23 protein-coding genes are annotated in these 23,855 nt (G+C 67.0%); 10 read left to right on the plus strand and 13 right to left on the minus strand.

The window, feature by feature from the left end:
• Window positions 1-173: 173 nt before the first annotated feature.
• Window positions 174-707 carry an Lrp/AsnC family transcriptional regulator gene (locus ACIOSY_RS01825; protein ID WP_400848085.1) on the plus strand — a complete coding sequence of 178 codons (534 nt, stop codon included), beginning with the start codon at window positions 174-176 and terminating at the stop codon, window positions 705-707.
• Between the two features lie 14 nt (window positions 708-721).
• On the opposite strand, the gene ACIOSY_RS01830 is transcribed toward ACIOSY_RS01825, so the two are convergent.
• Window positions 722-1,081 carry a hypothetical protein gene (locus ACIOSY_RS01830; protein ID WP_400848088.1) on the minus strand — a complete coding sequence of 120 codons (360 nt, stop codon included), beginning with the start codon at window positions 1,079-1,081 and terminating at the stop codon, window positions 722-724.
• A 103-nt stretch (window positions 1,082-1,184) separates the two neighbouring features.
• On the opposite strand from ACIOSY_RS01830, the gene ACIOSY_RS01835 reads away from it, so the two are divergent.
• The 3 genes from ACIOSY_RS01835 (at window position 1,185) to ACIOSY_RS01845 (ending at window position 4,352) form a co-directional block, all read left to right on the plus strand.
• Complete coding sequence (locus tag ACIOSY_RS01835; RefSeq protein WP_400848091.1) at window positions 1,185-2,099, plus strand: hypothetical protein; 915 nt, start codon at window positions 1,185-1,187, stop codon at window positions 2,097-2,099.
• Window positions 2,096-3,199, plus strand: a complete 1,104-nt coding sequence (locus tag ACIOSY_RS01840) for a hypothetical protein (RefSeq protein ID WP_400848094.1) — start codon at window positions 2,096-2,098, stop codon at window positions 3,197-3,199. The genes ACIOSY_RS01835 and ACIOSY_RS01840 overlap by 4 nt, the downstream gene beginning before the upstream one ends.
• 517 nt (window positions 3,200-3,716) lie before the next feature.
• Window positions 3,717-4,352, plus strand: a complete 636-nt coding sequence (locus tag ACIOSY_RS01845; RefSeq protein ID WP_400848097.1) for a Pr6Pr family membrane protein — start codon at window positions 3,717-3,719, stop codon at window positions 4,350-4,352.
• 111 nt (window positions 4,353-4,463) lie between these two features.
• On the opposite strand, the gene ACIOSY_RS01850 is transcribed toward ACIOSY_RS01845, so the two are convergent.
• The 6 genes from ACIOSY_RS01850 to ACIOSY_RS01875 form a co-directional block, all read right to left on the minus strand.
• Window positions 4,464-4,853, minus strand: a complete 390-nt coding sequence (locus tag ACIOSY_RS01850) for a DUF779 domain-containing protein (RefSeq protein ID WP_400848100.1) — start codon at window positions 4,851-4,853, stop codon at window positions 4,464-4,466.
• Window positions 4,854-4,926: 73 nt separating this feature from the next.
• Window positions 4,927-6,477, minus strand: coding sequence for an aldehyde dehydrogenase family protein (locus ACIOSY_RS01855; protein ID WP_400848103.1), 1,551 nt, complete (start codon window positions 6,475-6,477; stop codon window positions 4,927-4,929).
• Window positions 6,478-6,591: 114 nt separating this feature from the next.
• Window positions 6,592-7,917, minus strand: a complete 1,326-nt coding sequence (locus tag ACIOSY_RS01860) for a GAF domain-containing protein (RefSeq protein WP_400848107.1) — start codon at window positions 7,915-7,917, stop codon at window positions 6,592-6,594.
• A gap of 71 nt (window positions 7,918-7,988) precedes the next feature.
• On the minus strand, window positions 7,989-8,423 hold the full coding sequence (locus ACIOSY_RS01865; RefSeq protein WP_400848111.1) for a hypothetical protein: 435 nt from the start codon (window positions 8,421-8,423) through the stop codon (window positions 7,989-7,991).
• A 197-nt stretch (window positions 8,424-8,620) separates the two neighbouring features.
• Window positions 8,621-9,805 carry an AAA family ATPase gene (locus tag ACIOSY_RS01870; protein WP_400848114.1) on the minus strand — a complete coding sequence of 395 codons (1,185 nt, stop codon included), beginning with the start codon at window positions 9,803-9,805 and terminating at the stop codon, window positions 8,621-8,623.
• A 66-nt stretch (window positions 9,806-9,871) separates the two neighbouring features.
• Window positions 9,872-11,299 (minus strand): CCA tRNA nucleotidyltransferase, encoded by a 1,428-nt coding sequence (locus tag ACIOSY_RS01875; protein ID WP_400848117.1) that lies wholly within the window; start codon window positions 11,297-11,299, stop codon window positions 9,872-9,874.
• A 108-nt stretch (window positions 11,300-11,407) separates the two neighbouring features.
• Here ACIOSY_RS01875 and ACIOSY_RS01880 point away from each other — a divergent pair, with 108 nt between their 5' ends.
• The gene (locus ACIOSY_RS01880) at window positions 11,408-11,899 is read left to right on the plus strand and encodes a hypothetical protein (protein WP_400848120.1); all 492 of its coding nucleotides are present in this window, start codon (window positions 11,408-11,410) and stop codon (window positions 11,897-11,899) included.
• A 54-nt stretch (window positions 11,900-11,953) separates the two neighbouring features.
• Entirely contained in the window at window positions 11,954-12,397 is a 444-nt protein-coding gene (locus tag ACIOSY_RS01885; protein ID WP_400848123.1) for an HTH domain-containing protein, read from the plus strand.
• Here ACIOSY_RS01885 and ACIOSY_RS01890 read toward each other — a convergent pair whose 3' ends face one another.
• The gene (locus ACIOSY_RS01890; RefSeq protein WP_400848126.1) at window positions 12,398-12,691 is read right to left on the minus strand and encodes a hypothetical protein; all 294 of its coding nucleotides are present in this window, start codon (window positions 12,689-12,691) and stop codon (window positions 12,398-12,400) included. It lies immediately after the preceding gene.
• A 150-nt stretch (window positions 12,692-12,841) separates the two neighbouring features.
• Here ACIOSY_RS01890 and ACIOSY_RS01895 point away from each other — a divergent pair, with 150 nt between their 5' ends.
• Window positions 12,842-15,394: a fibronectin type III domain-containing protein gene (locus ACIOSY_RS01895; protein WP_400848129.1), complete on the plus strand. Its 2,553-nt coding sequence runs from the start codon at window positions 12,842-12,844 to the stop codon at window positions 15,392-15,394.
• Window positions 15,395-15,561: 167 nt separating this feature from the next.
• A complete protein-coding gene (locus ACIOSY_RS01900) occupies window positions 15,562-15,999 on the plus strand; it encodes a GNAT family N-acetyltransferase (protein WP_400848132.1) in 438 nt (145 codons plus the stop codon).
• A gap of 117 nt (window positions 16,000-16,116) precedes the next feature.
• On the opposite strand, the gene ACIOSY_RS01905 is transcribed toward ACIOSY_RS01900, so the two are convergent.
• A complete protein-coding gene (locus ACIOSY_RS01905) occupies window positions 16,117-16,800 on the minus strand; it encodes a DUF3800 domain-containing protein (RefSeq protein ID WP_400848135.1) in 684 nt (227 codons plus the stop codon).
• A 383-nt stretch (window positions 16,801-17,183) separates the two neighbouring features.
• Here ACIOSY_RS01905 and ACIOSY_RS01910 point away from each other — a divergent pair, with 383 nt between their 5' ends.
• Both ACIOSY_RS01910 and ACIOSY_RS01915 read left to right on the plus strand, forming a co-directional pair.
• Window positions 17,184-18,935, plus strand: a complete 1,752-nt coding sequence (locus tag ACIOSY_RS01910; protein WP_400848137.1) for an alkaline phosphatase family protein — start codon at window positions 17,184-17,186, stop codon at window positions 18,933-18,935.
• A 29-nt stretch (window positions 18,936-18,964) separates the two neighbouring features.
• Window positions 18,965-19,441 carry an ASCH domain-containing protein gene (locus tag ACIOSY_RS01915; protein ID WP_400848140.1) on the plus strand — a complete coding sequence of 159 codons (477 nt, stop codon included), beginning with the start codon at window positions 18,965-18,967 and terminating at the stop codon, window positions 19,439-19,441.
• A gap of 151 nt (window positions 19,442-19,592) precedes the next feature.
• On the opposite strand, the gene ACIOSY_RS01920 is transcribed toward ACIOSY_RS01915, so the two are convergent.
• From ACIOSY_RS01920 to ACIOSY_RS01935, 4 genes are all read right to left on the minus strand, one after another.
• Window positions 19,593-21,572, minus strand: coding sequence for a collagen binding domain-containing protein (locus ACIOSY_RS01920; protein ID WP_400848143.1), 1,980 nt, complete (start codon window positions 21,570-21,572; stop codon window positions 19,593-19,595).
• Between the two features lie 91 nt (window positions 21,573-21,663).
• Complete coding sequence (locus tag ACIOSY_RS01925) at window positions 21,664-22,314, minus strand: dihydrofolate reductase family protein (RefSeq protein ID WP_400848146.1); 651 nt, start codon at window positions 22,312-22,314, stop codon at window positions 21,664-21,666.
• 117 nt (window positions 22,315-22,431) lie between these two features.
• Window positions 22,432-22,722 (minus strand): hypothetical protein, encoded by a 291-nt coding sequence (locus tag ACIOSY_RS01930; protein ID WP_400848149.1) that lies wholly within the window; start codon window positions 22,720-22,722, stop codon window positions 22,432-22,434.
• Between the two features lie 28 nt (window positions 22,723-22,750).
• Complete coding sequence (locus ACIOSY_RS01935) at window positions 22,751-23,809, minus strand: LLM class flavin-dependent oxidoreductase (RefSeq protein ID WP_400848152.1); 1,059 nt, start codon at window positions 23,807-23,809, stop codon at window positions 22,751-22,753.
• Between the last annotated feature and the right edge of the window lie 46 nt (window positions 23,810-23,855).

Below are 23,855 nucleotides of genomic sequence, written 5' to 3' on the forward strand. Positions count from 1 at the left end.
GTAGATCGCCACCAATGTGGACGACCGGTGATCAGATTCGCATCATATGCGACGATGTGTCCAGCGAGTGCGCGTCACCCCGACACGCTCTGTCCAGAACCTCAGCCGTCAGGAGCAATATGTCCAGCAAGGATGCGGAACCTTCGAAGCATTCTGGACGAAGTGCCGCCCCGGTGGATGAGATCGGATACAGAATCCTCGAAGTCCTCCGTGATAACGGTCGCATCTCGATCGCCGCTCTCGCCGACAAGGTCGGAATCTCCCGAGCCAGTGCCTACGCGCGGGTTGAGGCGCTCGTCAGCGACGGCGTCATCACCGGATTCAGCGCCCGCGTCGATCAGGCCAAGGCGGGTCTGTCGATCGGCGCCCTCGTGTTCGTCACGGTGCTGCCCCAGGCCTGGGCATCGTTCCGCGAGCGCGTGCTCGAGATGCCCGACGTCGAATGGTGTGCCATCACCACCGGCGAGCACGACGCGATGCTGCTCATCCGAGCCGTCGACGTGAGCGGCGTGCACGAGTTCTCGACCGGGGTCATCGCGCAGCTGCCCGAGGTGCGCACCGTGGTCAGTGTCGTCGTGCTCGACGAGGTGATCCGCCGGTCGTACCTGCTGCCGTCGGATCTTCCCGAACGCGAGACCGAGATCCCGCTCGGCATGACCCGGTGGACGCCGGCGTCGCCGGGGCGCGACGTGCTCCCCCCGCGCTGACCTCCCGAACGACGTCAGGCCGCGGGGATCTCTTCGCAGATGCTGAGCTGCGGCAGACCGTGCATCTCGTAGTGCTCGATGAGGCGGATCCGGCCGTCTTCGGTGACCTCGAGCTGGCTCTCGCCGTCGCCGGTCACGACCGAGCCGTCTTTCACGAGAACGTGCACGAACGACACCCAGATCGTGTCGCCGGTGCGGGTGCCCACGAACTTGCCGAAGGTCACGGTGTCGCCGACGTACCCGCCCCAGATCGCGCCATCCGCTTCGAAATACTCGAAGATGCTGGGCGATTCGGGGTCGACCGCCGAGGTCGTGGACGAGATCATCCGGAAGCGGCGGCCATCGAGCGAGGGGAGGGTTGCAGTCGCAGTCACCTCTCGATTATGGATGCTGCGGCACAGTGCTCGCTCACCCGTGGACATCGCGGCGGCAGGGCGGTACGGTTCCACGAACTCGTGCGCCGGGTAGCGTGGGCGCATGGAGTGGATCGCGAACCCGACCGTCGGCGACTGGCTGCGTGAGCGGATCGACCCCGAATTCGGGACGATGCACGGCGTGGTTCCGCGGGGGTTCGAGGCGTACGCGCGGGTGTTCCACCCCGGCTTCGTGCGGTCTGCGCCCGAGGGCGCGGATGCCGAGCAGACCGACGTCTCCATCACCTGGGCGGATACCGCCGCCGCGTTCGGAACCACGATGCATCCGCTCGCGCAGTGGCAGCGGATCGTGAGGACACCGATCGACGGCGACTGGCGCGAACGTACCGCGCCCGACGGCCGCGAGTTCTCTGCACCGACCGAAGGTGAGCTCGATCCCGACCTGTTCCCGGCGCTCGCGCGGGTGCTCGCCGACCACACGTCGACCCCGGATGCCGGATACGCGGGCCTCTGGGACGGATGGGGTGCGCTCGTCGGGCATCTCGGACAGGCGCCGTCGCAGGTCTCGCTCACCTTCGACTCCGACCCGAACCACCAGGCGATGCTGCAGCGCAGCATCCGCGATCCGTTCAACAACGTCTTCCGCAAGCCCACCTGGCAGGAGGGCATCCTGTCGCGCGAGATCTCCGAGGGTCCGCGCCTCGAACTGCCGAGCCGCTCGTACGTGCTCTTCTCGGCGGCACCGCGCGGCTTCGCCGACCCGGAGTGGATCCTCGACGCCCCGTGGCGCGATCGCCCGGCCGAGGAGCACGGGTTCCCGCCATCGGCGCAGAGTCCCGGCATCCTGTGGCCCGAGGATCGGGCGTGGGTCGTGGTGAGCGAGATCGACGACGACTCGACGATCGTCGGAGGCTCGGCGGCCCTCGTCGCGGCGATCTGCGCCGACCCGATCCTCGAAGCGCACCCGATTCCTGAGGATTCTTACCTGACCTGGGATTCCGACGAGGTGAATCGATGAGCGCTCCGCAGCAACCGGCATCCTCCTTCGACGCGCGGCCGCTCAGCGGACCCGTGGACCCGCGCGCCGTCAGCGCATTCGCCACCGAGCTCAAGTCCCGCCGCACCGGCGGATCGTCAGTGGGCACGATCATCGCTGTCGTGATCTTCGCGATCGTCCTGGCGATGATGGGCGGAGTCTTCGTGTCGCTCTTCAGCGACATCTCGCGCCGAGGCGGGGCATCCGCTCTGCCTGTCGTCTTCTCGCTGATCGCGATCGCCGTCGTCGCCGGCGGAGTCTTCGGATTCTTCGCGTGGCGGGCGGCGCGCATCCGTCGCTATCGCCTCGGCATGTTCGCGCAGGCGAACGGTATGACGTACACCGATCGGGTCGCCGCTCCCGGCCTTCCGGGCATGATCTTCAGCCTCGGATCCGGCCGCCAATCGACCGACGTCGTGCGGGGCACGCGTCCGCGTTTCGTGGAGTTCGGCAACTACCAGTACACGGTTCGCCACGGCAAGAGCTCGACGACGTACCGATGGGGCTATGTGGCCGTGAAGCTCGACGTGCCGCTGCCCAACATCGTGCTCGATGCGCTCGGCAACAACGGGTTCGGGTCGAACCTGCCCACGTCGTTCCAGCGGGAGCAGCGGCTCTCGCTCGAAGGCGACTTCAACGATCACTTCACGCTCTACTGCCCCGAGGGGTATGAGCAGGATGCCCTCTACCTCTTCACACCCGACATCATGGCGCGCTTCATCGATCACGCCGCAGAGCTCGATGTCGAGATCGTCGACGACTGGATGTTCCTCTACACCAAGCGTCAGATCTCGACGCTCGACCCGGCGACCTGGGCGTGGCTGTTCGGTGTCGTGGGCGCGCTCATCACGAAGTTCGATCAGTGGGCGCGCTGGCGCGACGACCGCCTGCGCCTCGCGGGTCAGCCGACGCAGGATGCTCCGGCTCCGGGCCAGTTGCCGTTTGCGGCGCCCGCCGGACGCATCACTCCCCCGCCGGGTGTCGCTCCGCAGGGCCGACGGCTCAAGCGTCGGGTGACCTGGCTGCCGTTCGTCGCGTTCGCGATCATCGGCGTGTTCTGGTTCTGGTCGCGCTTCAACTGAGCAGCAGGAACCGCAGCGGTCGAGGGGTTCGTGGGGGTGGGTGCGGTTCTGGGGACCGTCTACCCACCCCATCCCCCCTCGGGATCAGAAGAAGATCTGACTCTCCCTCCGCAGACGGCAGTGCCGTCGTGCCGGCGTCAGCTGGGGACTGACAGTTATCGGCACCTGGTGGCAGAATATCGGCCGCAACGTTGCAGGAAGTTGCGGCGATTCGGCTGTTGTCGCCCGTCTTTTCGCGCTCGGCGGGCTCCAGATTTCGCATTTCGAAGGAGATCTGCGTTCGGGAGGATGTTTTGTGAGAAATCGGCCCTCCGCACTGTCGATCTCCTCCTGAATGAGGCACGGTGGCCCCGGCCCTGGCGGAGCGTCACTGCGGAGGAGATCGGCATTCGGGAGGATGCCCTCGCAGATTCTGACCTCCCGAGTGCAGATCTCCTCCCGAATGAGGCCGGGCGACTGCGCACGCCGCTGGGTCCCTGAGTTCGTCGAAGGGCCCGGCGGAGTTAGTCTGTGCGGGATGCCTGATTCATACGTGCCTCCCGTCGCTCCCCGCGCGGTCGGACTCGCACGGATCGTCGTCGGCGTCGCCGTGATCGCGGTGCTGATCTACACGTACGTCATCGGGCTGCCCGCGGGGCGCGTGAATCTCTTCGACTACTTCGGGTACTTCACGAACCTCACCAGCCTGCTGATGAGCGCGCTGCTGGTCACCGCGGGCGCGTTGACTCTGCGCAGGCGTGCAGCCCCCGCATCGCTCGCCCTGCTCCGCGGAATCGGTACGACCTGCATGCTGCTCGTGGCCGTGATCTACAACGTGGTCGTGCCGGGCACGGGCTCGGCTCCTGTGTGGGTGAGCATCCTCCTGCACGTCGTGTTCCCCCTGATCGTGGCCCTCGACTGGGCACTCGTCGACGACCGCGAGCCGCTGCCGTGGCGTCGCCTCTGGACGGTCGTGGTCTACCCGCTCGTGTGGATCGCCGTCGTGCTCGTCAGGGGCGCGACCGATGGGTGGGTGCCCTACGGATTCCTGCTGCCCGCGCGCGGAGTCCCTGCACTGCTGGCGACCGTAGCCGGGCTTCTCGTGGCGCTGCTCGCTTTCGGGTCGCTGGTGTGGGTGGCCAGTCGACTGCGGTTCAGCGAGCGCCGAGCGTAGGCCTTCACTTCCGGAGGAGATCGGCGTTCGGGAGGACGATCTCGCGGATTCTCTCCTCCCGAGTGCCGATCTCCTCCCGAGTGACGCTCCGCGACTCGGCGCGCAGAGGAGTCACGCCAGCCCGAAGTACTCCAGCTCCGCCTCGTTGAGCATCCGCGACCGGATCAGGAACCGCATCCCCGTCGGCCCCTCGACCGAGAACCCGGCCCCGCGCCCCGGCACGACGTCGACGGTCAGGTGCGTGTACTTCCAGTACTCGAACTGCGACTCCGACATGAACATCTCGACCGGAGCATCCAGTCCCACGTCGAGGTTTCCGAGCAACACGTCGCCGGGACCGGTCATGAACATGCCGACGGGGAAGCACATGGGTGCCGATCCGTCGCAGCATCCGCCCGACTGATGGAACATCAGGGGTCCGTGCTGCTCGGTGAGGTCGCGCACGAGGGATGCCGCGGCATCCGTCACGGCCACCCGCTGATAGGTGCCGATGCTGACCATGTGAATCCTTCCGCGAGACGGGGCGATGGTTCCGGGCGGACGCCGCGCAGCGCCCGCCCGGGAAGGATGCTGCTCAGAAGAAGCCCATCGGGCCTTCCGCGTACGACACGAGCAGGTTCTTGGTCTGCTGGTAGTGGTCGAGCATCATCTTGTGGTTCTCGCGGCCGACGCCCGACTGCTTGTACCCGCCGAACGCGGCGTGCGCCGGGTACTGGTGGTACGTGTTCGTCCACACGCGCCCCGCCTCGATCGCCCGTCCCGCGCGATAGGCAGTGTCACCGCTGCGGCTCCAGACGCCCGCGCCCAGACCGTAGAGGGTGTCGTTGGCGATCGAGATCGCGTCGTCGAAGTCGTCGAACGAGGTGACCGACAGCACGGGTCCGAAGATCTCCTCTTGGAAGATTCGCATGTCGTTGGTGCCCTCGAACACGGTCGGCTCGACGTAGAAGCCTTCGCTCAGGTCGCCACCGAGATCGACCCGGTCGCCGCCGACGAGCAGACGCGCGCCGCCCTGCTTGCCGATGTCGATGTAGCTGAGGATCTTCTCGAGCTGGTCGTTGGATGCCTGGGCGCCGATCATCGTCGCGGGATCGAGCGGGTTGCCCTGCACGACCTTCTTGACCCTCTCGAGTCCGTCGGCGAGGAAGCCGTCGTAGATCGACCGCTGGATGAGCGCCCGCGACGGGCAGGTGCAGACCTCGCCCTGGTTGAGCGCGAACATCGTGAAGCCTTCGAGCGCCTTGTCGTAGAAGGGATCGGCGGTCGAACGCGCGACGTCTTCGAAGAACACGTTCGGGCTCTTGCCTCCGAGTTCGAGCGTCACCGGGATGAGGTTCTGCGAGGCGTACTGCATGATCAGGCGGCCGGTCGTGGTCTCGCCCGTGAACGCGACCTTGCGGATGCGCTTGTGCTGCGCGAGCGGGGCACCCGCCTCGATGCCGAAGCCGTTGACGATGTTCACGACGCCGGCCGGCAGCAGGTCGCCGATGATCTCGAAGAGGAACAGGAGGGACGCCGGGGTCTGCTCCGCCGGCTTGATGACGACGCAGTTGCCCGCGGCGAGCGCGGGTGCGAGCTTCCATACCGCCATGAGGATGGGGAAGTTCCAGGGGATGATCTGCCCGACCACACCGAGCGGCTCGTGGAAGTGGTACGCGACGGTGTTCTCGTCGAGCTGGCTGATGCCGCCCTCCTGCGCCCGCAGCACCCCCGCGAAGTAGCGGAAGTGGTCGACCGCGAGAGGGATGTCGGCGGCGAGCGTCTCGCGCACCGGCTTGCCGTTCTCCCAGGTCTCAGCGACCGCGATGCGCTCGAGGTTCTGCTCGATGCGGTCGGCGATCTTGTTGAGGATCACCGACCGTTCGGCCGGGCTCGTCTTCCCCCACCCGGCGAACGCCTTCCAGGCGACGTCGACGGCACGGTCGATGTCTTCGCTGGTGCCACGGGCGACCTCGGTGAATGGCTTGCCGTTGACGGGGCTCACGTTCTCGAAGTACTGGCCTTTGGCGGGTTCGACGAACTCGCCGCCGATGTAGTGGCCGTAGCGGGGGCGGTAGTCGGCCAGGGATCCCGGCTGACCCGGCGCGGCGTAGGCAGTGGACACGTCTTCTTCGACGATGGTCATCGTGACTCCTCGGGCTGGGCCGCGCCTCGGTGCGCGGCTGTCTTCCCGACGTTAGGTCGCCCGACGTTGCACCCCGATGCGCAACGTTGCGAGGGGTTGCGGGGTCGGTGGGCTTCAGCCCGACTCGGCGCGCTCGATGCGCGACACCAGACTGGCGCGCTTCGGCGAGCGCGCGGGCAGCATCTCGAGTGCGAGGCGCAGCACCGCGGCGTCTCCCTGCCCCTCCGGGATGTCGGCGTACGCGAGCAGCACGTCGAGGCTGGCCTCCGACAGCATCGCCTCGCGCAACGCCGCCCGCAGCGTGTCACGGAACTCCTCGACACCCGGCGACATCGACTCGGGAAGCACAGGCCCGCGGTAGGCGGTGAGCGCCACCCGGTGGGCACCGCGGTCGAGCAGCGACATCACGTCATGCGCGTCGGTCTCGAGCGGCATCGGCAGGCGGTACGGGCGGGACTCGGGCACCAGTTCGGGCATCCGCAGTTCGAGCACCTTGCGCAGTCGCACCATCTCGGGGCGCAGGGTGTCGGGCGAGACATCGGGGCCGTAGACGAGCTCGCACAGGCGCTCGGCCGAGAGCCCCTGGCGGTGCACGGCGAGCATGAGCAGGATCGCCGCGTGTCGGGCGCTGAGCTCGATCACCGCTTCCTCATGATCGGATGCCGACACCAGGCGTGCCCTGTCGCGGCCGAGTACGTGCAGCGTGGCGCGCGTCGACGCCCGCGTCTTCGAGGCGATATGCACGCGCGGTGGCGAATCGTGCCGGGCCCGGAGACGCGTGATCAGCAGTTCCGACTCGACCGCGCGCGCCGTCGCGTCGACGAGCATCCGCGCCTGCGGCGTCACCACCTCGGGCCCGCCGGTGATGTCGATCACACCCAGCACCTGCTGGGTCTCGGGGTCGCGCACGGGAGCGGCGGTGCACGACCAGGGGTGCACGAGACGGTTGTAATGCTCGGCGCCGCGGATCTGCACGGATTGGCCGAGGGCGAGCGCGGTTCCCGGGGCGGTCGTGCCCACGGCATCCTCCGCCCAGTTTGCGCCGGCCACGAAACCCATGTCATCGGTGAGCGTCTGCAGTTGCCGGTCGCCCTCGATCCACAGCAAGCGGCCGGCCTGATCGCCGATCGCGATGAGAACGCCGGTGTCTTCCGAGGTGCCGGGCAGCAACAGCCCACGGATGGTGTCCATCACCGCAGCGAGCGGGTGGGTGAGCCGATACGCCTCGAGCGCCTCGCGCCCCAGATCGACCTCGGGAGGCGTCTCGGGTCCGACCCGTCCACGCCACGATCGCTCCCACGATGCCCGCACCAACGGCCTGACCTGCTGCAGCCGCCGATCGTCGAGGTTGCCGGCGAGCATCTCTTCGTGCGCACGCTCGATGATCAGACGGGAGGCCTCGGGCAAGGCGTCTCGCGACACGTGCCACTGCACAGACACAGGGACTCCGTTCCTCGGGGGTGGAGCGTGGTCTCAGTGTACGAGCCGCGGTCTTCCGAGGGAACCCTCGTTCATATTGTCTTTACCCGCGCGACAAACCTGTCGTAAGACGGCGAAGTTCCGTTCGGAACGAGTCCCAGCTCACGTACCTTTGCGGCGATCGCGGGCGAGTCCGATTCGGCGTACTGGTGCTGCGGCTTCGACCCTCGAGTGTTGCGCTGCAGTTCCCTCTTGGGCGCGTTGATGTACTCGACGTTCTGTGGGTGACGAGGGATCAAGCCGCGCCAAGCTTGCTTGAGTGCCTCCACTGCGTCCGGGAAGAGAAACCACCAAGATTCCATCATCACCACAGGAACCACCGGCATGCCGTTCAGGTTCTTGGCGATGCCCGCGAAGTCTCGTTCGATCTGAGCCTCGCATGCTGGCCCGTGGTCCATGCCGTCAGCGTCCTGATGAATGAGAACGGCCCGAACCACCGCGCCAGCAGCTTCAGATGCGCGGACCACGGCTCGAACTCTGCCAGCCCAGTCGGCCCGCGCAGGTGCACCAGCGCCGCGTGTGAGAGAGACGGGGTCTCTCATGACCCTGATCGTAACTCCCGCGCTCAACCCCGGATGGTGATACTCAACTAACTCCTTAATTGCTTTGGAATCGTTGGTGTTCTCGCCAAAGACGAGAATCTCCGCGCGCCCGGTCCTGGTTCTCAATTCGGCACGCCTCCGAGGCTGCCCGAGAACCAAAGCTCTCCGGGAAGATATCCAGACTCTTCTACCGCAGCGGCGATCTCGCTAGAGCTCCGCGAGGGAATGATCGATTCTCCTGTTACGGAATCACGGTCGCAAATGACGATCTCATCCGGTTGAAGTCGATTCACCAGCGTGGGCGAATGCGATGCGACGAGCAGTTGGGTTCGCTTACTCGCCTCGCGCATCCGCCCGACCAAGACATCGAGCGCATACGGGTGAAGCCCGTGATCAACTTCCTCGATCACCGTCAGGGCAGGTGGGTTGGGCTCATGCAAGGCGGTGAGCAGTGCAAGCAACCGCACCGTTCCGAACGATGCATCGGCGAGATCAATCGGACGGCTGAGACCTGCCTCGACGAGCGACACCACCACTGTTTCTGCACTACCGCCGCCCTGCCTGAAGTCGATCGCTTCGAGGCCGGGGAGGCAATCCCGCAAGTCTCGCGTCAACGCCTGGAGAGCGTCAGGATCCACTCGACTAAGTTCGTAGAGCGCTGCCGAAAGGTTCGAGGCTGAATCGTCGATCGAGCCCCGTTGAAGGCGAGAGGGCATTCTGGCCTCCCCTACTGCCGGGTCAAGGTACCGAATATCGGTGAGGAAGTCGAGAAAGTCTCTAGGTCCTCTACCTACTTCATCGTCATTAAGCTGGGCAAACGTACCGAGCATCGTCGTTGTAGACGATGCGAGTCGTCGAGTCTGAGCAGATTCGCCGGACCCCGCGGCCGCGATTCGCGCCACCGCGGTCTCGTTGGCAGACAAGGTGAGGCGGCGGCCCTGCCCCGCCATACGCTTATAGGTGAACTCCTCGCGACGCGTAACCTCGCCCTTGGAAGTTCCCAAAGACAGTTCGTATTTATCGGGAGCACCCGCAGATGAGTGACTTGTGACGTTGCCGTGCAACGTCAGGGAGACCCTTCCAGGTCGGCCATCTTGGCGCTTGATTCGTTCGAATCCACCCCTGGTGCGTAACGCATCCTCGATGCCGAAGCGCGCGGCATCTCGGACGAAGCGCAGTACAGAGAGGAGATTCGTCTTCCCCGAACCGTTCGGCCCAACGAGAACCGTGAACGATCCCAACTCGACGTCAACCTGCTCCAACGACTTGTAGTTGCGCGCCTCAATCCGAGTGATCTGGGAAACCATGCGGCTCACACTACCGGCCACCGCGGACAATGTCGGTGATAGTGGGGCTCAACGAGCCAGACGAGCTCAGCTGCGCGCGGCCCACCATTCGCGCAGGCGCTGCTCGGCGACGTCGGGGCCGAGCACACCCTCATCGAGACGCAGATCGAGCAGGAACTTGTACGCCTCGCCGACCTCACGACCGGGGCGGATGCCGAGCACCTCCTGGATGCGATTGCCGTCGAGCTCGGGGCGCATCGCGTCGAGCTGCTCCTGCTCGCGCAGCGCCTCGATGCGCGACTCGATGTCGTCGTACGCGTTCGCCAGCATCGACGCCTTGCGCTTGTTGCGCGTGGTCACGTCGGCGCGGGTGAGGATGTGCAGGCGCTCCAACAGGTCACCCGCATCGCGCACGTAACGCCGCACCGCAGCATCCGTCCACGCACCCTCGGCGTAGCCGAAGAACCGCAGGTGCAGTTCGATGAGCGTGGCGACGGCGTCGGTCGTCGCGCTGTCGAAGCGCAACGACTGCAGGCGCTTGCGGGCCATGCGCGAACCGACGATGTCGTGGTGGTGGAAGGTGACCACTCCCCCGTCTTCGAGCTTGCGGGTGCGCGGCTTGCCGATGTCGTGCAGCAGCGCCGCGATGCGCAGGGCCACGTCGGGCGCGGCATCCGGGTTGCGCGAGTGCTCGAGCGCGATGGCCTGACTCAGCACCGTGAGCGAGTGCTCGTAGACGTCTTTGTGGTGGTGGTGCTCGTCGACCTCGAGGCGCATGGCGCTGACCTCGGGCAGGAACTCGTCGATGAGACCCGTGTCGACCAGGGCGCGGATGCCCCGCACCGGGTCATCGGTCTGCATGAGGCGCACGAGTTCGGACTGGATGCGTTCGGGGCTGACGATCCGCAGGGTCTCGCGCAGCTGCTCGATCGCATCGAACGTCGAATCCTCGATGCGGAATCCGAGCTGCGCACTGAAACGGGCCGCCCGCAGCATGCGCAGGGGGTCGTCGCCGAATGAGACGCCGGGATCGGCGGGAGTGCGCAGGATGCCCGAAACCAGGTCTTCGACGCCCCCGGTCGGGTCGATGAGCTTCACCGAGGGCACGAGCAGCGCCATCGAGTTGACGGTGAAGTCGCGGCGCACGAGGTCGCCGTCGATGGTGTCGCCGAACTCGACGGTGGGCTTGCGCGTGAGTCCGTCGTAGCTGTCGGCGCGGTAGGTCGTGATCTCGACCTGCTCGCCCTGCACGCGGGCACCGATCGTGCCGAACGCGCGGCCGATGTCCCACTGGGCGGTCGAGACGGGAGTCACGATGCGCAGGATGTCGTCGGGCCGCGCGTTCGTGGTGAAGTCGAGGTCGTGCGTGGCGCGCCCGAGGAGGGCGTCGCGCACGGGACCGCCGACCACGGCGAGATCGAACCCGGCATCGGCGAACGCCGTGGCGAGGGTGCGGACGACCGGATTCTCGGCGAGCGCGCCGAGACGGGCGAGGCCTTCGGCCATGTTGAGCATGGGTTCCAGCGTAGTCGGGCGGTCTGCGGATGCTCCGGCGACGGCATCCGTTCTGGCCCGACCGGCGTGTCGGATGCGATCTCCGGCGCTGTACCGCAGAGTCGGGACGTGATCGTGCCTCAGCGTCTTGCCACCGGTGTTCTTCTCCTCGTCGTGGCGCTCGGGGTGAGCGGGTGCGCGTCGCCCACCCCGCAGCCGACCGAGACCTCACGGGGCAGTGAAGCGGCCGTCAAGAGCGGTGACATGGAACTGCGCACCGATCTCGAGCCCATCGCGAAGCGCTACCCGCAGCTCAGCACGGTCGAGTCGATCGAGTGGATGGGCGGCACGACCGGTGAGACCGACCTCGGGCCCTCGACGTACTGGATCGATGTCGTCGCCGTGCTGCCCGCGGATGAGTTCGACGCCCTGCTCGCATCGACCGACGTCGAGACGATCGACGCACCCCCGCTCGTCGACGGGATGTCTGAGAAGGTGCCCGCCGGTCCATTCGTCGGCAGTGACGAGCTCGACGCGCAGTTCTCCGCCGGCGGCTACACCGCCACCGTCGCCCTCGACCCGCAGACCCGCACGGTGGTGCTCAGCGGGCTCTTCGAGTGAAGGTCGCGCATCCGTACACAGGGATGACGGAGCTTTGACCGCAAGGATGCGCACATGACGGCATTCGATGTCACCGACGTCTTGAGGCGCCTCGTCGAGGACGATGTGATCTCTCTTCACGCTCTGAGCGCGCTCACGAGGATGCGCGAGGATGCGCTGAGTTCCCTCCTCGAAACGCCCAATGGCGCTGCAGCATCGCGTTCGAGCAGGGCTCAGCCGCTGTCCTCCGATGAGGTCGGCCGCATCTCCCTGCTCACCGCGCAGTTGACCGAGGGCCTGCGGGTCGACGATGACGACCGGCTTCGAGCGATGTTCGACGTGCTCACCGAACAGCTCGGCCTCACCCATGCGAACATCGCCGCCCTGACGCGCACAGACGTGCACGACCTGGAGCGGTTCCGTGCGACCCCGGCGACGGTACCGCCGCAGACGAAGTACGAACTGGCCAGCCGGGTGTCGTACCTGGTCCATGCCGCGGCCCAGGCTCGCGGTGACTGACTAGAACAGCGGGTTGTCGCCTCGCGCCTGGGCGATCGCCTGCGTGCGCGCCTGCATGAGACGCATCAGCAGCATGCTCATCAGGAAACCTCCGATGACGGCGACGGCCACGAGAACCCAGACGCCGATGTCGGGGTCGATGACCTCGACACCGAAGATCAGCACGGCCAGCAGGAGCAGGATCGGCCCTTCGATCAGCGCGAAGCGGATGAACAGCTTCGTCTGCCGCGTGTTGAAGTCGGCGACGACGGCTCGCACGCGCGCATCGATCGAGGAGTCTCCGGCGTAGGTCATGCCTCCACGCTAGCGATGCGGCCCCCGATCGCCCAGCCCTCTCGACGTTCACCTCCCGGTCTCCTCGATGTCAGCACCCGGCCATCCGACTTCGATGGGCTGAGGGAGCCGTGCGGCTCAGACACGGCATCCCCCATTTGAAGGACAGACATGACCTCCCCCACCCCTGCGGTGTGGCGGCGTCGCGGACTGACGTCCGTCGCGCTGCTCGCCGTGCTCGGCGGCGCCGTCGTCGCCCCCGCGGCGCTCGCTGCACCCGACCCCGAAGTTCCCACGGGTTCGCTGATCACCGGTGACACCACCTGGCGTTACCTCGACGACGGTTCCGACCCGTCTCCCGCCCCCGCGGCCCTGCGCGCGTGGACGCTGCCCGAGTACGACGACTCCACCTGGAAGTCGGCCCCCGGATCCTTCGGCGCGAAGAACGGCAAGCTGAACCCCGTCGGCCCCGTCACCCCGAAGACGCTCCTGAACCACTACATCGACGGCACGAAGGCGCCGGCGGTTCCCACCTACTTCTTCCGCACGACGTTCGAACTGGGCGAGGGCGTCGCCGAGCAGGTCGCCGCGCTCAAGAGCACCATCAGCTACGACGACGCGATCATCGTGTGGGTCAACGGCGAAGAGGTCGCGCGCTACGCCGACGGCCGCATCACCGACACCACGAACCTCGAATACGCGGGCGACGGCAACAGCGACCCGATGACGAGCACGTTCAGCGCCGAGGGCGAGCTTCTGCACGACGGCACGAACGACATCGCCGTCGCGCTCTTCCAGGACCGTGACACCAGCTCCGACATCTACTTCGACATGTCGTCGCTGACGCTGGTCGAGGCATCCGAGCCGGGTGCACCGATCGTCGCTCCCCCGACGCGCGTGATCCTCACCCCCACCGAGCAGCCCACGAACTCGCAGGCGTTCTCGTGGCTCGCCGGTGACGCCTCGCACACGGTCGGCCAGGTCGAGATCGCCCCGTCTGCCGGTGGAGATGTGCGCACGGTGGATGCCTATGACGCGGGTGTCGTGAACGGCAACCCGAACAAGCACTTCTCGGCCACGGTCACCGGGCTCGAGCCCGCCACCGCCTACCGCTACCGCGTCGGTCTGCCGGGCAGCTGGAGCGACTGGTACGAGTTCCGCACCGCCGACCCGAAGGCCACCGACTTCCAGTTCATCTACTACGGCGACGCGCAGATCGGACTCGACACCACCTGGCCGAGCGTCGTCAAGCAGGCCGAGGCCAACGCCCCGCGCTCGATCGGTTCGGTGCACGCCGGTGACCTGATCAACACGTCGAGCAACGAGAACGAGTGGCTCAACTGGTTCAAGGGCATGGAGGATTCGGCCGTGCGCACCAACGTGATGGCCGCCCCCGGCAACCACGAGTACTCGGGCGACAAGCTGCTCACCGCCTGGAAGGCCGCATTCGAGTACCCGCACAACAACCCCTCGACCAGCACGATCGGCGACCTCGCCGAGCTGGCGAAGGGCGACTCGCAGGTCGCACAGCAGTACCGCGCGTTCTTCGACCACTGGAGCTCGTTCGCCGCCGAAACGGCGTACTACACCGACTACCAGGGTGTGCGGTTCATCACCCTGAACGCGACGCGCGACACCACCTTCCTCACCCCGGCCGGCCTTCCGTCGTGCACGGGTGCGGAGTGCCCGTCGAACCAGATCGACGTGCTCTGGACCCGGTTCCAGGGCGCCTGGCTCGACCTGCTGCTGCAGAACAGCCCGTCGAAGTGGAACGTCGTCACCTTCCACCAGCCGGTGTTCTCGGCATCCGAAGGCCGTAACGAACCGGTGCTGCGCGCCGAGTGGCTGCCGGTCTTCCAGCGCAACGACATCGACCTGGTGCTCATGGGCCACGACCACACGTACGCGCGTGGATTCGTGAACACCGACGCCACCGAGACCCCCGGTATGACGACGGGTCCGGTCTACGTCGTGTCGAACTCGGGTGCGAAGCACTACGACCTCGAGACGCCCGAGAAGAACGTCTGGACCAACAACGGCGCCACCCAGGTGCTGCGCGGCCAGGGCGTCACGACCTACCAGGTCATCGACGTCTCGAAGAACCAGCTCGTCTACAAGTCGTACCTGGCCGAGAAGCAGCCGAACGCCACCACCGACCTCCCCGTCGGGGCGGTCTACGACGAGTTCACGGTGACGAAGTCGGATGCCGGTGAGAAGTACGTCACCGAGGTCGGCGTCACTCCCCCGGTGATCGAAGAGCCTGCGACTCCCGAGGTCGAGCTGGGCGCGGCATCCGTCGTCGCCGGCGGAAAGGTGACGATCTCGGGTACCGGATTCGAAGCGGATGCTGCGCTGCGCTTCGAGCTGCGTTCCGACCCCGTCGACCTGGGCACGGCCACCGCTGATGCGGACGGTGCCTTCAGCCGCACGCTCACCATCCCGGCGAACACCCCGGCGGGCGTGCACACGCTAGCGGTGATCCTCGCAGACGGCACCGAAGTGACCACGTCGCTCACCGTCACCGCGGCGGCCGGCGGCGGGGCTGTCGCCCCGGGCACCGGCGGTTCGGGCAACGCGACCGACGGTGCGCTGGCGGTCACGGGTGCCGACAGCATGCCGTACGTCATCGGCGCCGTGGTGCTGCTCGCGCTGGGCCTCGGCCTGTTCGCGATGCGCCGCCGCCGCCACGCGGCGAGCGCCGTCAGTTCGGAGAGCGCGGAGTAGTCGACCGAGCGGATGTTTCACGTGGAACGCCGTCGGGACCTGAGGGTCTCGGCGGCGTTCTGCTGTCTGACCCAGGCGATTCGGGGCCGACCTGCTTAGCTGTTGCGATGGATGAGCAACTGACGATCGCGATCGAGGACCCTCGGTCTCCCGACGGGCGAGCGATCGTGGAGCGCTTCTTCACTGACATCGTCGGCCGGTACCGGGGAAGACCCGCCTCTCCAGCCGAGGTAGAACGGGCGATGCTCGACGAACCCAGCGACGACCTCCGCGACGACGATGGTTTTTTCCTCGTCATCCGCGACGGTACTCGCGTGGTCGGCTGCGGAGGCGTCCGTTTCATTGAACCGGGAGTGGGTGAGCTCACCCGGGTCTTCATCGACCACGACGCCCGCGGACGGGGCGCTGGTCGTTCGCTGATCAACGCGCTCGAGACGGTCAGCGCCCGTCGCGACGTAAGTACTCTCAGGCTGACCGTGCGCAGCGACCTCACCGAGGCGCATGGGCTCTACCAGCGGCTCGGTTACGAAGCCGTCGATCCCTTCTCCACTTCGCCCTACGCCGACCATCACCTCGCAAAGAAGCTAGGCGTCGTTATGGGGTAGGCGGTGCGCTGCTTCTCAGGGCGGCCCTAATAGGTGCGCCACCACGGCGTTGCAGGTATCCTAATAATGCAGACCCCCTCCGCACACGTGGATCAAGGGGGTCTCGCTGTATAACGGTCAGATTTCTCGAGGCGCCCGGTTTGGGTCACGCTCGGCAAGGAACGTCGCGTACCAGTTCCAGGCGAATTCGTTCGCGTGGTGACGGTCGAGCGAAGAATACGCGCTCCATGCGACGAGGTCGGCCATCTGCTCCAACTGTGAATGCTTCGAGTCGAGGTGTACGGCATCTTCGATGACGCGTCGCTTATCGAGCTTGAGCGCTCGATGCGCGGTACGGTACGTGGAATCTGATCCATCGCCGTCCATGAAAACCATGCCGAGCGCATCGCGGTCTTCGAGTTCTCCTTCGATCCGATCGATGAGCGCCGCATAGGTGTCGTATCGGGTCTGAGCGAGATCCTTCGGATCGCCGCGGCGAAAGACCGCGCCAACTGTCAGCCCTTCCGCACTGCGCAACGCCTCCAGGCAGTCCGTTGCGATCTCCCGCCCGAAGTCTTTCCAATGGTCGACCCCATTGTGTCGGTGCCGATCCGGAAACCGCCGCGAGATGCGTCCGCGTCCGTTGACGTACTCGGTGGTGTGTAACTCCTGCGTCACAGGTACTCCCGCCTCCCGCCAAAGACGTCTTCTCAGATCGAGCCAGGTCCGCAGCACGCTGGTCCATCGGTCGGGGGAACACTCGACCCACCCGTAGACGACTAGTCCGGTTTGCGGGTGCCCGGAGTCGTCGACGTAGATCATTCGGTCGAGTGTGGGCATTGGTCCATTTTGGTGGGTGTCACCGACATGCCGTCGATGTCTGCGTGGCATATACCCAGCAGATTCTGGGTCGTGGGCGTCTACATGGGTGAGGGCGCAGCGGGCGATCAGTTTCGTTATCGTCGCGCTGATGGCCCGCGACGGTCATTGCAGACTGGATTCGAAAACGGGGGCACGGCGATCGACGCGCGAGCAATGCTGGCCTGTCTGGCGAAGGAGGAGGTGGCGCGGGTCTTCGTGAGCATCGTGTTTCACGGCAAGCCTGTAGAGACCTTGCGCTCTCAAGGCAGGGGAAGGCTGTCGATGCCGCCCCCCTCCCGCACACCGGTATTCCGCTCGCTCCCCCGCGCCCATAGGATCGGCAAATGAGCGAAGAGTCCTCCCCCGCCCCCGAACCATCCCGGCGAGGCTTTCTCAAGATGGGCGGCGCCGCGCTCGCGGGCGCTGTGGTCGGCGGCGCGGGCGGTGCGGCGATCGGCGCCTCGATCGCCGCCAACAACCGGAGCGGATTCGCAAGCGAGGAAGACCACTTCGCCGCCCTCACCCCGCGCGCGGAACCCGGATTCGAGCACATCGTGGTCGTGATGGGCGAGAACCGTTCGTTCGACAACCTCCTCGGCTACCTGTACTCGAAAGAGACCCTGCCCGAGGGCGAGAGCTTCGAAGGGCTCGGGTTCGGCGACCACAGCAACACCGCCCCCGACGGCACGGTGATCAACGCCCACATCTACATCGGCGACACCGACCGCATCATGAGCCACCCCGACCCGGATCCCGGCGAGGAGTACCCGCACGTCAACACGCAGATCTTCGGCACGGTCGACCCCAAGACCAACGCCGAGCTGTTCGTCGAAGAGATGGAGTCTCCGTACAATGCCCCCACCGGCGGCGAGAAGGCGACGATGTCGGGGTTCCTCGAGGACTACATCATCAACTTCCGGCGCCTGCGCAAGGGCACCGACCCTTCGGCCGACGAGGCCCGTCACATCATGGGGTCGTTCTCGCCCGAGATGCTGCCCGTGCTGTCGACCCTCGCGTCGGAGTTCGCGGTCTACGACCACTGGTTCGCGGGCGTGCCCTCGCAGACGTTCTGCAACCGTTCGTTCTTCCACGCGTCGACATCGCACGGTTTCGTCACGAACAAGGCGGGCGGCGGCTACGACAAGTGGCTCGATGCACCCGCGGCGCCGACGATCTTCAATCGACTCGAAGAGGCCGGCATCCACTGGAAGATCTACTTCGACAAGCTGCAGATGGTGTCGTTCACCGGGATGCTGCATGCCCCGGTGCTCGAGAAGTTCTGGCGCACCGACCACTTCGGCACCATGGAAGATTTCTACGCCGAGACGAAGGCCGGCACCCTTCCCGCCTATGCCTTCATCGAGCCGCGCATGGTCTACGACCACAACGACTTCCACCCGCCGTTCGGTTCGCCGCGCGAGAGCGAGGTCGAAGGCGAGGCCGTGTTCGACAGTGCCATCTCCGATGTGCGCGCCGGAGACCGTCTGATCCACGACATCTACGAGGCCGTGCGCACGAGCGCTTCGGGCAAGGGATCGAACGCGATCAACACCCTGCTGCTCGTCACGTTCGACGAGCACGGCGGATGCTACGACCACGTGCCGCCGCCCTCCGCGACGAAGCCGATGAAAGACACCGAGCCCGGCGAGATGGGATTCGCCTTCGACCGCCTCGGATGCCGCGTGCCCGCGATCGCCGTGTCGGCGTACACGAAGCGCGGCACGATCGTGCACGACGAGATGCACCACGGTTCGGTCATCGCGACGCTCTCGCGCCTGCACGGCCTCTCGCCCCTCAACGAACGCGATGCGTCGGCGAACACGCTGTACAACGTGGTGAATCTGGATCAGCCGCGGCATCCGGCCGACTGGCCCCGCACCCGCCCCGCCTACACGCCGCCGAACCCCGAGCAGTCGGCCCCCGAGCCCGGCGTGAAAGATCATCTGAAGCCGCTGACCCCGCCCGCCCGCGGGCTGCTGGGTCTGCTCCTCTCGCGGTATGGCAAGCCCGGCGAGGAAGAGCCCGAAACGTTCGCCGACGCCTACCGTCTGCTGCACGAGCACGGCGAGGAGCTGTTCGGCCCTCCCGGAACCTGACCCGACGCGGGCATCCCTAGGCTGAAGGCATGACAACGCCCGACCGCTCCGCACTCGCCTCTTACTGGGAAACGGTGCGGGCGGAGCATCCGGACCTTCCCGTCGACGTTCCCGAGGCGTGGGCCTTCGGCGCCACGCCCGCGCATGCCGATGAGTTGCTCGCGCTCGTACTCGCCGGGGTGAAGACCGGCACGGCGTCATCGCTCTGGGACTACGAAGAGGCCGAAGACCCACTGCCCGCAGAGGGCGAGTTGAGCATCATCCTCGACGGCGATGGCGCGCCGCGCGCGGTGATCGAGACGACCAGCATCCGTATCGTGGCGTTCGACGAGGTCGACGCCGAGCACGCGGCTGCCGAGGGTGAGGGTGATCGCACGCTCGACTACTGGCGCGCCTCGCACGAGCGGTACTGGCGCGCGCACTCCGAGAACCCGCGTGGGTTCGAGCCGCAGATGCCCGTGGTCTGCGAGCTCTTCCGCCTGGTGCACCCCGCTGGGCGTACCTAACTCAGGACAATCGGCACCAAACCGACCGATTCGGGCCACGAGCGGCTTCGATCGGCGATCTGTCCTGAGTTATGGCCGCCGTCGCGTCGTGAAACAGCCGACCCTGCGGCCAAGACGGCCGAAACCGGCCGAGAAGCCCCGAGCGGATGCCTCAGCTGTCGTCGCGGTGAGACCGACGCCGACTGACGATGAGCAGGGTCGCCCCGAGGATCAGCACGACGGCGCCGCCCGCCGCCCACGCGAACGTCTCGGGCGGAAGGCCCGTGGCCGGGAGGGTCCCGCCACTGCCCGCAGACCCGGCGCCCGAACCCGGGGGCACGACGACGGGCGGATCGGGGTCGGGGGTCGGCACGACGACGACGGCCGTCAGCGTGAAGTCCTGCATGGTGAAGGTGCCGCCGCCCTGGGGCGGGAAGCCGAACGAACGCCGGGCGAAGTCGACCGCTGTCGTGCCCTCCGGCGGGATGACGTCGAGGGTGTAGTCGCCCTGCGGGAGGCCGCCGAGGCTGTAGGTGCCGTCGTCGTCGGAGACCAGCTGCTGCGTGCCGTTCGGGCCGGTGAGCGTCAGCACCATGCCCGCGAGCGGCTCCCCGGCGGCGTTCCGCACGGTGCCCGAGAAGCTGCCGAGCAGCGCGAGCTGGAAGTCGACGCCGGTGACATCTGTCGTTTCGACCTGCTCCGGGCGACTGACCGGTCCGAGCGGGGCGTATCCGTTGGGCGGCGTGATCGAGATCGTGTACTCGCCGGACGGAAGCCGCGGGAACGTGTATCCGCCCAGAGGCTGCGTCACGGCGGTGACGACATCGCCCTCACCGTTCGTCGCGGTCACGACGACGCCGGCCAAGCCGAGGCCGGTCGCGGGCACGGTCACCGTGCCGCTCAGATCGGGGTTCGCGGCGACCTCGAAGTCGACGCCCGTGATGGGGATCTCGGTCCCCTCCTCGACGACGATCGGCAACCCGGGTTCTGACGTGGTGTATCCCGGCGGAGGGGTGACGAACACGCTGTACTCACCCGGCAGTACCGAGTCGAAGAGGTAGTTGCCCTGAGCATCCGTCGTCGTGGTCTGGCCGGCCACCGTGATGGTCGCGCCGGGCACGGGGTTCTCGTCGGCATCCAGCGCCTGCCCCGAAACCGCCACGGGAATGATGGGGCGCACGACGAAGTCGACGTTCTCGGCATCGGTGCCGGTGAGGTCGACGGTCTGCGACGACGACCCGACCGCGATCGTGTCTTCGGGTGCCGTCACGCGCACGGTGTATCCGCTCGTGCCGAGGATGCCCGGGAACGAGTAGGTGCCGTCGGCGGCCGTCGTCGTCGTCGCGACCACGGCGCCGTTCGCGTCGGTCAGGCTCAGCGCCACATCGGACTGCGGAACATTGCCGTTGTCGCGCACGGCTCCCGAGATGTCTCGGGCGAGCGACGCGAACCAGGTCTGGTACACCGGTAGTCCGGAGCGGCGGGTGAAGATGAAGCTGAGGGTGCTGACCGGCACGTTCGGTTCGAACCAGGCTGCGGCTCCCGCGGTGTCGACCGCGGCCGCGTTGCCGCTGAGCGTGAGGGTGGCGGGGTCCCACGTGGGGACGTCGGTCGCGTCGCCCGTGCAGGAGGGCTTGCCGACGACGCCCGGAGCGCAGTAGTTGAAGCCGCCGCGGAATCCCAGCTGCTCGGCCGTGAGGGCTTGGCCGTTCGGACCCGTGGCCTGGATGCGCACCGCATCGGCATCGATGTCGCCGAGCACGAAGGTCCAGCCCCCAGGAGGCGTCGCCTTCTGGAAGGTGTACGTGGTGGTCGACGAGCCCGTGGGCGTGTCGGCCTTCGGTCGCAGGTTCAGGTAGGGCTTGTCTCGGCTGGTGCCGTACTTCGCTCCGACCGGGGTGCCCTCCGACAGCCAGGTCGATGCGCCGGAGATCACGCCGACCTGTCCGGCGCGCGAGTCGCTCGTGACGGTCGCGGTGATCGCGGGATCGGGCGTGATCTGCACCGACGTCGAGTACGCGCCACCCGTGCCGGTCAACGGCTGCCAGGTCGCCCACGACGTCGTGGTCGCGGCGGCGGCGGGCACAGCCACGGCGACAGCCGCGAGAAGGGCGATCGCTCCGACGAGGAGGCTGCTTCGTGTGGCGCGCATTCCGTCAGGGTACATCGGTATACCGGATGCGCGAAGGGTGGATTTCCCGGTGTCACCGCGCCCGTGGGGCGCCCGGGATCGTCGAGCGCGCTCAGCCCTCGCGGGAGAACGTGAGGTGCACCACACCGCTCTCCGCCGTCTCCGACGTCACCCGATATCCGGATTCGAGGCCGCGCAGGTCGTCCCACAGACGGATGCCGCTGCCGATCAGGATCGGGGTGATGCCCACGTGCAACTCGTCGACGAGGCCCGCGCGCAGGTACTCGCGAACCGTGGATGCTCCGCCACCGACCCGCACGTCTCCCCCGCCGGCCGCGGCGACGGCCGTGCGCAGCGCCTCTTCGGGTGGCGCACTGAGGAAGTGGAAGCTCGTGCCGTTGTCGAACTCGATCGACGGACGCGGGGTGTGGGTGAGCACGAAGACCGGCGCGCGGAACGGCGGCTCGTCGCCCCACCAGCCGCGCCACTCGGGGTCGTCGGGATTGGCGTGCAGACCGAACATCCCGGCACCCATGATCTCCGCCCCGATGTTCTCGAAGTAGTGCGCCGCATACTTCTCGTCGACGCCGGTCGTGCCGGCACCGCTCGTGTCGTGGAACACGCGTTCGTGGAACGTGCGCGTCGCGACATACGCCGCCGTGAGCCGACCCCAGTCCTCGCCGAACGGATTCTCGGGGGTCTGATCGGTCGTCGTGGCGAAGCCGTCGAGAGAGATGTTCAGATCGACGCGCACACGAGTCATGGTTCTCCGATGTCGACAGGGGCGGATGCCGCAGCATCCGACGCAGCGAACCCAGCGTGAGCGATCCCGGGGCGGCTGTCAACCGTTCGTGCGCACCTCTCGCGGATCGTCGATCCGTCAGAGGTACCCGGTCTCCGGATCGATCCCCGCGAGGAACCCCCGGATCGCTTCCCGGTGCCGTTCGCGGCTGAGGGGCTCGAAGCCGGCGAACAGGCTGAAGCCGTAGCCCGCGTTGGGTCCCGAGATCCAGTCGTAGTGATTCGAGCCGTCGTCGTCGCGTCGGCGCACGGCGAACGTCTCGCCATCGACGTCGAAGGTGCCGAGACTCGTGTACGTCCACGTCTCGGGCATCGCAGACGAAGGGACGTAGACGATCCCTTCGTCTGCGGGCTCGCGGGCGCTCTCCATGCGCACGACCCTACCGAGGGTTCCGGTTTCAGTCGATCGGGTCGCCCTGCACCGGGCCCTCGGTGTTCGGCTTCCAGCCGAGCTCGGGCGCCACGTACTTCGCGAAGGACTCGAGCACGTGCAGGTTGTACTCCGGCCCGAGCTGATTCGGAATCGTGAGCAGCAGCGTGTCGGCGGCCATGACGGCCGAGTCGTTCTTGAGCTGCTGGATCAGCGCATCGGGTTCGGCGGCGTACGTCTTGCCGAACGTCGAACGGAAACCGTCGATGATGCCGATCTGGTCGCCGCTCTCCTCGCTGCGCAAGCCGAAGTACGCCCGGTCCATGTCGTTGATCAGCGGGAAGACGCTGCGGCTCACCGAGACGCGCGGCGAACCGGTGTGCCCGGCCGCCTTGTACGCAGCGCGGTAGAGCGCGATCTGCTCGGCCTGCAGCTCGTGGAACGGCACGCCCGTGGCTTCGGTGAGCAGCGTCGAGCTCATCATGTTGAGCCCCTTGCGTCCGGTCTCCTCGGCGGTCGCGCGGGAGCCCGATCCCCACCAGATGTGGTCGCGCAGCGTGGGCGACTGCGGCTCGATCGCGAGGTAGTGCCCGGCGCCGACCATCCGCGGGTCTCCGGGGGCGATGCCCTCGCCGTCGATCGCGCGCAGGAAGATCTCGAACTTCTCGCGGGCGAGCACGCTGCCGCGCTCGGGGTCTTCCTCGTCGACGTAGCCGAATGTCTCGTATCCACGCAGGGCCGTCTCGGGTGACCCACGGCTCACGCCGAGCGCGATGCGTCCATCGGCGATGAGGTCGAGTGCAGCCGCCTCTTCGGCGAACTGGAACGGGTTCTCGTAGCGCATGTCGATCACGCCGGTGCCGACCTCGATGCGCTTCGTGCGCGCCGCCATCGCCGAGAGCAGGGGCATCGGCGACGCCGCCTGCCGCGCCCAGTGGTGCACGCGCACGGACGCGCCGTTCACACCGATCTCGTCAGCGCCCTCGGCGATCTCGATGGTCTGCTTGAGCATGTCGCCCGCGGTGCGGGTCGCCGAACCGCGCACGTCGGCGTAGTGGCCGAAAGAGAGGAATCCGAAAGCCTTCATGTTCTATTCGAACGCATGGATGCTCCGGACTATTCCGCGCCTCGCC

This window comes from Microbacterium sp. NPDC087665 (genome assembly GCF_044743285.1).
Lineage (GTDB): Bacteria > Actinomycetota > Actinomycetes > Actinomycetales > Microbacteriaceae > Microbacterium.

Coding starts and splice junctions, on each gene's coding strand:
- ACIOSY_RS01890 (WP_400848126.1), bottom strand. CDS start 12,691: ATGACCTACGCCGGAGACTCCTCGATCGATGCGCGCGTGCGAGCCGTC.
- ACIOSY_RS01920 (WP_400848143.1), bottom strand. CDS start 21,572: ATGCGCGCCACACGAAGCAGCCTCCTCGTCGGAGCGATCGCCCTTCTC.
- ACIOSY_RS01845 (WP_400848097.1), top strand. CDS start 3,717: ATGCCTGATTCATACGTGCCTCCCGTCGCTCCCCGCGCGGTCGGACTC.
- ACIOSY_RS01875 (WP_400848117.1), bottom strand. CDS start 11,299: ATGCTCAACATGGCCGAAGGCCTCGCCCGTCTCGGCGCGCTCGCCGAG.
- ACIOSY_RS01925 (WP_400848146.1), bottom strand. CDS start 22,314: ATGACTCGTGTGCGCGTCGATCTGAACATCTCTCTCGACGGCTTCGCC.
- ACIOSY_RS01835 (WP_400848091.1), top strand. CDS start 1,185: ATGGAGTGGATCGCGAACCCGACCGTCGGCGACTGGCTGCGTGAGCGG.
- ACIOSY_RS01935 (WP_400848152.1), bottom strand. CDS start 23,809: ATGAAGGCTTTCGGATTCCTCTCTTTCGGCCACTACGCCGACGTGCGC.
- ACIOSY_RS01870 (WP_400848114.1), bottom strand. CDS start 9,805: ATGGTTTCCCAGATCACTCGGATTGAGGCGCGCAACTACAAGTCGTTG.
- ACIOSY_RS01915 (WP_400848140.1), top strand. CDS start 18,965: ATGACAACGCCCGACCGCTCCGCACTCGCCTCTTACTGGGAAACGGTG.
- ACIOSY_RS01885 (WP_400848123.1), top strand. CDS start 11,954: ATGACGGCATTCGATGTCACCGACGTCTTGAGGCGCCTCGTCGAGGAC.
- ACIOSY_RS01905 (WP_400848135.1), bottom strand. CDS start 16,800: ATGATCTACGTCGACGACTCCGGGCACCCGCAAACCGGACTAGTCGTC.
- ACIOSY_RS01850 (WP_400848100.1), bottom strand. CDS start 4,853: ATGGTCAGCATCGGCACCTATCAGCGGGTGGCCGTGACGGATGCCGCG.
- ACIOSY_RS01895 (WP_400848129.1), top strand. CDS start 12,842: ATGACCTCCCCCACCCCTGCGGTGTGGCGGCGTCGCGGACTGACGTCC.
- ACIOSY_RS01840 (WP_400848094.1), top strand. CDS start 2,096: ATGAGCGCTCCGCAGCAACCGGCATCCTCCTTCGACGCGCGGCCGCTC.
- ACIOSY_RS01910 (WP_400848137.1), top strand. CDS start 17,184: ATGAGCGAAGAGTCCTCCCCCGCCCCCGAACCATCCCGGCGAGGCTTT.
- ACIOSY_RS01855 (WP_400848103.1), bottom strand. CDS start 6,477: ATGACCATCGTCGAAGAAGACGTGTCCACTGCCTACGCCGCGCCGGGT.
- ACIOSY_RS01930 (WP_400848149.1), bottom strand. CDS start 22,722: ATGGAGAGCGCCCGCGAGCCCGCAGACGAAGGGATCGTCTACGTCCCT.